General features: G+C 37.0%; 2 protein-coding genes. Both read left to right on the top strand.

Annotation, left to right across the window (positions count from 1 at the left end; all coding sequences use genetic code 11):
* Positions 1-1437, top strand: a 1437-nt coding sequence (locus A9G48_RS11740; RefSeq protein WP_176702018.1) for a hypothetical protein, incomplete at its 5' end; no start/stop codon positions are given.
* A partial coding sequence (locus A9G48_RS10625) for an SdrD B-like domain-containing protein (RefSeq protein ID WP_141673002.1) occupies positions 1437-10237 on the top strand: 8801 nt, incomplete at its 3' end. The genes A9G48_RS11740 and A9G48_RS10625, both read left to right, overlap by 1 nt.

The raw sequence follows: 10237 nt of genomic DNA, 5'->3' as shown, positions 1-10237 counted from the left end.
TTTGAGCAAGATAAACACGGTTTGTTGTTGAGTTACAGTCAAGAAAAAGACAAGGCTAACTATGTTGAAAAACTTACTCGAGCGCAGTACTACACTGCATTGGGGGATGTGTATACAGCAGCGTTTGAATTACAACACCGCAATGACCACAACTATGGTGAAGACGCCACACATGAAGCATTAATTGCGGCTAAATTGGAGCGTAGTTTTTTTGATGGTCGAGATAAAGGGTATATTATTCAGCAATTAACGGTGGCCAAATCGGGCGATGTGGCAGATGATAACCGTACCACAATTGGTTATAACTCACAAATTACCGACAGTATTAATATTGGTGCGGAAATTTTTGCATCCAATCGAGGCGCTGGAGGGGGTATTCAGGCAGGTTGGGATGTTAATGAGCAGACTAATTTGTATACGAAAGTGTTAAATGATGTGGACTCTACTTCTGGGCGAGGCATTACCACGGTAGTGGGCGGTCGAACCAAAGCGACCAGTGAGCTGGAGCTTTATTCTGAGCGTCAATTCAAAACTAGCAAAATCGATCATACTACTTCAGATGTGTATGGTGTCAGTTATAAACCTACCGAAGCACAATTTATTGAAGGCTCTTACTCGGTTGGGCGTGTAAACAACCGTAATCGTGACCGTACTAGTTTATCGGGTCATGATGAAACGCGTCGTGATGTTTATGCGGCTGGTTACGGCTATAAAAATGATTGGTTCCAAATTCGTAACCGTCTGGAATATCGGATTGATGAAGGTAGTGAACGGATAAGACAATGGGTCACCACCAATAGGGCGAAAACGATTGTCAGTGAAAACTTAAGTTGGTTAGCACAGTTTGATTTTGCAAAAACTTTTGGGAATAAAGACACATCGAATGATGTGGTGAGCAACTATACTGAATCAATGATTGGTTTTGCTTATCGTCCTAAATTAATAAACAATCTGAATTTATTTGGGAAACTGACTTATGTTTACGGGTTAGATCCGGACGATCAGCTGATAGCGAATTCGACCTCATCGAGTGGGAAACGCTATACTTCAAGTTTGTATGACCAAAAGAGCTGGGTGTGGTCGTTAGAAGGGGTTTATGAATGGAATGCAAACTGGGAAACTGCATTTAAAGCAGCCCATAGGCAAGGTCATTTACGCTATAAAAATGAAAGTAACTGGTACTCATCAGGGGCGAGTTTGTATGCGCTGCGTTTAAATTATAAGACAGGCGATTGGGAATATCAGGTAGAGGGTCGTACGTTACGTACCGATTTAGCTGATGACCATAAAGATGGCTTTGTGACGAGTATTTACCGCAATATTGGCGATAATATTAAAATGGGAGTGGGGTATAACTTTACGGATTATAACGACAACTTAACACACCTGAACTATCGTTCACACGGTTGGTTTATCAATGCAGTAGGGAGTTTCTAATGGACAGTTGGCAAAGTGTAGAAATTGGAAAAATTATCCCCCAAGTTAAAAAGAATTTACGCATATCAGGAGAGGAGATAATGCGAACTGAGCATAATGCAGCAGTGGAGATGAAAGCCAAAAGTAGCAGGAAAACAGGCGGCTATGGACAAAAGTCAATGTTCAAATGTGCAAAAGGTTTATTAGCTTCAACTTTTATATCATTGATGACGATATCGGCGGCAAACGCTTTTCCGGTATCAGGTACGGTCTATTTGGACTACGATAACACGGCAACAAAAACCGAGATGCCATTAATAGGTTTGAAGGTTGAATTATATGATGACAAAGGAAAATTAGTCTCTAATTCAGAAACAGATGGAAAAGGAAAATACATCTTAGAAGCACCAGCTTTAACGACTTATAAGATTGTCGCAAAAACAGACAAAGATGAGGTTGTAGAAGATTCAGTCACACTTATAGCCGACACAGGTGAATCTAAAAATCTATTTTTAAAAGGTGAGGGTGGTGACATTCAGTTATCGATAAAAGATGATAAAGGAACCGGTGCAAAAAATATTCCGGTTAAATTTATCAATTCAGCGGTAGCTGGTGAATTGGAAATGGCATCTAAAGATAACGGTATGATCGAGATCAAAAATACGTTAAAAGAAATTTCGTATACCGCAGTAATCAATGTAAATTCTTTTATAGAAGATATAAGTAATGTAAAAAAATATGCATTATGGGATGCTACATTACCGGATAATACGCATGGTTATGTTGATAGCATGACATTTAATATGGATGGTGCTAATAAAATAGGTGTCTTCAATATTAAAGAGCGTAATGAATGGGGTATTGATGGTATAGTTGCTATCGATCAGGATAATAATGGTATCTACAGTGCTGATGTTGATACGGGTGCAATAGGGATGAATGTTGACCTTTACTATCCGGGCACTACAACCAAAGTATTGGGTACAAAAACCATTACCACAGCAGAAAATGGTAAATACCATTTTGAAAATTTAGCTGTAGAAAGCTACGATATTAAAGTGACCAATGTTGCTACACCTTATACCCCAGTAGGGAAAATGGAAGCAAAAGTTACAATATCAAATACAACAGCATTGACTAGTGGTCCGGATTTTTTACTGCAAATAGACCAAAATGACACTAAGTTACCTGGTATATCTGGTTATATATTTGTTTTATCAGAGCAATATATGCCAAGGGGCCCTGATTCTGGTAAAACTTATAATACCCTACCTCTGAAAGAGAGTATTAGCTTTGAAACTCCTGTAGAACTTTATCAACATGATGGAATTACATGGAAAAAGATAGCAACTCAAAAATCTAATAAAAAAGATGGGTTGTACCAATTTAGAGGTTTGGCTAAAGGCAAAGATTATAAAGTTGTTCTTAAAGAATCAGGCATAGATTTAAAAAAATATGTTTTCATCAATGATACTGATGGTAAATCATCTAGTACATCTCCTGAATCAAGGAGCAGCCATAAAGGTAGAGTTACTTTAAGTAATGGTACACAAGATACTATTGCCGGTAAAGAAATTATTGTTACCAATCTTAATAATACAATAAGTAATCGAAACTTTTGGTATTCTGAGGTACGTGAAAAGTTAGGTTCACTTAAGATAGCCGCTCATGTAGCTACCGCTGATAATAAAACAAGTTGGGGAGGGGGGCTTAATGGTATAACAACAATGACTGCCTCGCCTTACATGAAAGTGTCTTTTTATGAGGAAGATGGCGTTACTCCAGCTATCGATTCTAAAGGAAAACAATTAGTTGGAACTCATTATACTCCTGGTTACTATGGTAAAATAGGGTATATGACTGTACCGGTAGATCGTGCAGGAATATATGTTTATAAAATAGATGAGACTAATGATGGACTAATAATTGATCGTTCAACTACTGACTATGTATTAACAATATTACCAGGTAAATCACAGGATAGTAATATAATTTTTAAACCTGAAAAACCAAATACTATTTCAGGTTATATCTATCTCAACAATAGTCATCCTGGTACTACAGGCAATTATGATCCCAATGTTGATATTCCAATTAGTGCAGCTCGAGTTTTGTTATATCGTAAACTGCCTAATGGAAATTACAATTTAATGACAGAGTTTGGTACAAATAGTGATGGTTTTTATAATCTGACTAACTTAACTGATGGTGAATATAAAGTTTATGCTAAACCAGAATTTGGTGGTCCAAGTAATGTTGGTTCAAATGATGTTGAGCTTGAAAACAATGATCAAGGCACAGGAGTACAGAACAACCTATCAGTTATCGAATTAAATATCAGTGGTGGTAAGGTTTATAATACTAACACTAACTTCTGGTATAAGCTGAAACAACAAGATTATGTTATTCGTGGCCGTGTTCACTTAGACACAAATGATGAAGACGGTAAGAATAAGCTGCATTTAACACGTGATTTACTTCTTTTCGATGCAACAGTTTTACTTTGTCGTGATGGTAATGAAGATGATTGTATCGTTGGTGGCAAAAATTATATTGCCCATCAAATTACAGATAAAAGTGGCGAATTTAAATTTATTGGCAGTAGAGATGGTATTCATGCTGGCGTAAATTATATGATTAAAGCTTTACGTTCAGGAACCACTGCTGTAACTAATAGTAGTGAAGGGCTTGAATCAACTTATATCGTCAAATTTGATAAACTTGGACCACCAATAATTAAAAACTTTTTAATGCAAGGTGTAGCTGATATCAACGCGTACCCTGTCAACGATTTAGATGGTGATAGGAAACTTAAAGGATTGTCTACATCTGAAAATGGAAGTGGCAAATTTGAATTCTATTATTGGGATGGTAGTACGTATCAAGAGTGGAAAAAAGGTCTTGGAAACTTTTTTAATTCGGTTTTAATAAGAAATCTCCCACAAGGAAAATATCGTATAACTCACAATAAAGGTGGAAATTATATCGATATTGCAGATATGGATCCTGTAACACCTGAAGGTACGTTAGACTTTGAAGTATTAGCGGATGGAACATTTGCTAATGGTTTGACTAAAGAGCAATATTTCATGCAGGCATCTCTAGCAGCTTCGGGTGTATCTGAAGGTGTATCTGGTAAAATTTACTTAGATATTACTGGATCTGGAAAAATTGGTGAGGCTGTTATACTGACCGAAGATGAATTAACTAATTATAATAAAGGTGTTTTGAGTGTAGAAGGGATTTTTACACCAAGGATTTATCCAGGTTACTTTACTGGTAGTGTTGATTCAATTTTGTCAAATCCAGATTTCATTGATAATGAGGTGCAAAAAAACGGAGGTTTTGCTTACACTAAAGCAAATTCAACTCGTGGTAATTTATATTTGACAAATATGTTATTACAATTAAAAGGACTTGATACCAACCAATTTGAGTTAGTAGCTAATAGCAGTCAACCTAAAGAAAGCTATTTACCAGATAATATAAAAAATAGTCTGGAATATATGCAAGTTATGGCTAATAATTCAGGTGTACCTAATCAATATTGGTTATTGAAACTAAAGAATAATACCCAAATCAGTGGTCAACTTTATTATGACATTGACGATAATGGTATCTTTGAAGCCGATAAAAATGATGTGCCAATTTCAGGCGTGAAAGTTGAACTATATCGAAAAGGTATACTTTATAGCTACACGAAAACTGATGAACAGGGAAAATACACATTTAAAAATCTATTTGATGACACCTATACCGTTAAGGTCACTGATACAGGTCTAGATAAGAGTCGTTATGAATTGAAGAGTTCATCTGATTCAGCCAACGATATCAAAATCTCTCCAACAACGCCGTCTGTTTCGGGTAGCGATTTAGACTTTATCTATAAGAAGAATGGTGATGCAGCCATTACTGGTAATATTATGGTTGATATTAACAATAATGGTCGTGTAGATATTAATTTTGATAAAACAGGCGATATAGCTTTACCTGGCGTCAGCGTTAAATTATATAAAAATGCTGTCACAGATACTAAGCCTTACCGTCAAGTTGAAACTAATGATAAAGGGTACTATAGCTTTAGTGGTATTGATTTAAATACCACTTATATTGTGGAAGTGGTGTTACCAGAGGGTTATGGGGTTATCTCTAACGCAGATAACAATACTAACACAAGTTTGGCACCAATTATGTTTGCCGATGTGGCAAGAACAGAGCAAAACCGATACTTTTTGTTAGCGGGTAATTCAAACACTAACCCATCAGCGGGTATCAATAGTTCAGAAGCAAAAGATAGTGGTATTTCTGGTAAAGCAGTCGTCGATGATACTAATTCGGAAAAACCTATCGCTGATATTCTTATTGGCTTAATTGACGCAAATGGGAATATGGTTGCCCGTCAAAAAACCAACAGCGAAGGTGAATACCATTTTTATAACCTGGTGAATGGTAAGTACAGTATTAATGTGGTGACTTCACCAGAAGGTTATTCGCTGATTAGAAACAGTAAAGGTACTACTCAACCATTAGATACGCTATCGGATATCCAATTAGCTAATAAGGGTGAACATAAAAATAACTTCTATTATAAGGAAGCTAGTGTAAATGGTATTTCAGGTAATATTTACGTTGATTTTAACGATAGCAATAATTTAAAAGATTTAAATAACTTAAATACCTATGCCCATTTGCTTGACAGAAAAATAAAGGCAACTGTTGAGTTACATAAAGGATTAGATGGCAAAGGTGAGTTATTGCTGTCAAAAGAAACAGTTAATGGCACATATCAATTTTCTAATCTGTTATTTGGTGATACAGCCGACTATTCTGTTGTTTTGAAAATGGATACACTGCCTGACTATAACTTTAAATTAAGTAAAGCTGGCACAAATTCAAAAGATATTGTTATTCCAATTGAAAAATTACCTCGAGCCGGTTCATCAGATAACCACTATCTGGTAGTAGGTAAACAACAAATTGGAGGTCACGTTTGGGTAGATATTAATGGAGATAAAGTTCAAGATAGCGATGAAGGTATTAGTGGCATAAATGTAACCTTAAAATATAAACCAGCCGATGAAACGGAATATGTTACGCTGTCTCAAACTCAGACCTCAAATACAGGTGAGTATCTGTTTAATAAATTGCCGAAAAATGGTAACTATCAGGTTGTAGTTAGTAGCCCAACAGGTACAGCACTGATACCTGATAGCGAAATAACCGGTAACAGCGATGTCTATACATATTCATCATTGCAAGATAATGAGTTAAAAAATAGCACAGCGTATAAATATATCGGTGAGGTTAGCGGTCATATTAGTATTGATGTGGACAATAGCCAGAATAAAACGGCTGTAGATGCTAATTTAGCTGGTGTTAAACTTATTTTGACCAACAAACATGACAACACAATCGTTAAAAAAGTGACGGCCGATAATGACGGTAACTTCACTGCGGATAATTTGCCTTTAGGTGATTGGGTTATTACCACTGACAGTTCACAAAGTGTGAATGATTGGAGTGGTTATCAATTAAGCTATACCGAGAATGGTGGCATTAACACAGCAGCGACTGCCAAGGACTTATCATTAACTGTTACTCTTTCTGATAAACAACCTAATGTGAATAGGATAGAGATTGGTTACAGTGGTAGTTCTGTTATCAAAGGTTATGTGGTGCTTGATATAGATAATGATGGTAAATATAGTGCAGATGATATTGGATTAGGTGAAATAACGCCAAAATTGAAGTTAACTTCAGCTACTCAAACATCAGAATTTGTTGACAGAGAAATAACGGTTGATAAGGCAAGTGGTTATTTTGAAGTAACAGGTTTAAGCCAACATGATTATGAGTTGGTACTAGATGACAATGATATTACTAATAAAGGCTATAAACTGGTCTTTAGCCCAAATAAAACAACGCCAGATATGGCAAGTAATACTGCAGTATTTAAAGTAAGCGGTCCGAAAGACGATAGCTTTTCAAAAGATACTATAGCTGAAAACCAAGCGTTTGGTTATACAATCAATCGTGCGATATCTGGTACCGTATACTTAGATGTTGCTGGTATTGGTGCAGATAAAGGTCATCAAGACTTTAATCCGGTATTGGTTGGTGCAGAAGTAAAAGCAGAAGCAACCATCAATGGTAAAAAATTGACTCGTGTTGAAAAAGTGGATAACGATGGTAAATTTACATTGCCTAACATCATTAATGGTGAGTGGATTTTATCGGTATCACATCCAACCAGAGTTGATTTAATATACAGTTATTTTGTTAAAAAAGCAGTGACTCCAAATAAAGAAAGTGCCAATGGTATTAGCTATAACGTGGATGCGAGTACGGCAACTACTATTGAACTGGATTTAGGTATGAGGGGTCAAAGTAACATCAGTGGTAAAATTGTTTATGACAATGATACCAGTGGTGATCTTTCTGCTGCAGATACGGGCGTTGAAGGTTTAACCGTAGTGCTGGGTAATGCAGATGATAAAACCCAGAGTTACTTAAGTGTATCGACCAATAGTCAAGGTGAATTTCATATTGCTAATTTAGCGCAACATGACTACACAATAAAAGTAACAGACCCATTGCGTAAGTTAAATGGTTATGAATTGAGCTTTAGTCCAAATGGTAAAAGCGAAATTGAAACACTAAAAGTGAGTAGTGATAATACTGACTTAACTGGACAAAATTTTGGTTATCAAGGTAATTTAGGTATTAGTGGTCATGTCTATCAAGATATTTTAGGTAATGGTATACATGATGCAACAAACTATCCGTTGTTACCAGAGGTGGAAATTACGGCAGTCAGTGTATCAAATAGTGATATCCACTATACGGTAAAAACTGACAGTACTGGTAAGTATAGTTTTGATACTTTAGTGCAAGGTAAATGGAAAGTTAGCGTGACGAAATACCCGTCAGGCTGGCAATACAGCTATGTTGACTTTGTTTCACAAAATCCAATAACCAATAATGGCGCAGGTGAGGTCACTGTTGAAGTAACACCGGAAGTATTGGTCCGAGGAACTGGTTATAGCATAGACTTCGGTGCGAAAGGGAGTGCGCAAATCAGTGGTCGTGTTGTAATTGATATGGATACAACAGACGGAAACTCAGTGATGGATATTGACCAACCACTAGTCAATATTCCAGTTCGCTTAAAAATGACAGGTGCGGCTGGCTCGGGGCAAATAGAGGTTAAAACCGATGCAAAAGGTCAATACCGCTTTGAGGGCTTAACTGCTTATGATAAATATGAAGTTGAAGTTGATGATAACGTAAACGAATTACAAGGTTATGAAATCAGCTTTAGTCCTAACGACCCTGCGAATAAGCGTACTGCTGTTGACGTTGCTACCGTAACGGCACAAGTTACGAATGTTGACTATGGCTATAAAGGTCAAGGTAGTTTAGTAGGAACAATTTATCGTGATTATGCAGGTAAAGGTGTCCACGCAGATTACTTTGGTACCTTAGCCGATGTAAAGGTAAGTGTGAAAAATGTAAGTAACAATGCTATTGTATTGACAACAGTTAGTGATGCAAATGGTCATTACCAAATTGAGCATATGGCTGCCGGTAAATGGCAGGTGAGCATTGAACCACCGACAGGCTATGATTTTAGCTATGTAGGCGAAACCCAAGGTAGTACTAGCACGTCAGTAGCTAGTGGCGTTGAGATTGAACTTAGCGCAACAGCAAAAGCAAAAGTAGATTTTGGTGTGAAAGGTCAGGCGAGCATAAGTGGGCAGGTTGTCATTGATGTTGATCCTGATGATGGTCAAACCATTGTTGCTCAGGATATTGGTATTGATACTATCTATGATAACTATGCTGTTGAGCTTTATGTTGATGAACATCTAGTGAATTCTGCTGAGGTAAAAACCAGTGGCAGTGATGTAGCTGGATTAGGTCAGTACCGATTTGAAAATTTGTCACATGGTATTGATTATCAAGTTAAAGTGAAAAGCCCAGGTAACAGTTATATTAGTAGCTTTATGTTAACCGATACGACAATTACTCCTTCAACAAATCAAACTGATAACGAGATGAGTGAGACGTATCAATTTGCTCAGGCAACGGATAAAGTTGAAGGGGCAAGTTTTGCATGGAAAGGTAATGCTGGTATCAGCGGTAAAATTTACTTAGATAAAGATGATGATGGCATTTACACAGCAGAAACAGACAGTAGCATTAATGAGGTAGTGACAGTAACGTTAACAAATGAAGCGAACCCTGAGATTCAAGTTATTCGCACAATTGAGGCTGGTGAAATCAGCTATGAAGTTGAAAATATTATCCCAGGTAAGTGGAATATCGTTGTCAGTGGTGTACCGACTACCTTAACGGCAAGTTTTGACCCGGATGATGCGCATCATAATGCTGATGGCTCGTTAAAAACACCACAAACAGTAGATATGGCAACTGTGGAAGTAGTAGGTAATTTAACTGACCAAAACTTTGGTTATATCAATGGTGGAGTTATCGAAGGTAAGTTAGTTGAAGACAGTGCTGGCACAGGCTTAATAGGGCTGGCTAACTATCCAGGGTTATCGGGAGTAAATGTCTATTTATTAGATAGCAATGAAAAACATGTTATGGATAAAGCGGGCAAACCGATGTTATCAACAACTGATAATGAAGGTAAGTTCAGTTTCCGTAACTTAGCGATAGGTAGCCATGACGGCAACAGCATCACCCATAATATTCGGGTTCTTTACGGTGAATATAATGATGGTGTTGTTAGTTCAGATAGCAACAGTCCGTTATATGAAAAAGTTCCATTCTTTGAAAAGTATACGGATATCGGCGG

This window comes from Gilliamella sp. wkB18, assembly GCF_001690875.1.
In the GTDB taxonomy this organism is placed as follows: Bacteria; Pseudomonadota; Gammaproteobacteria; order Enterobacterales; family Orbaceae; genus Gilliamella; species Gilliamella apicola_A.
This window is presented reverse-complemented; position numbering and strand designations above follow the sequence as displayed.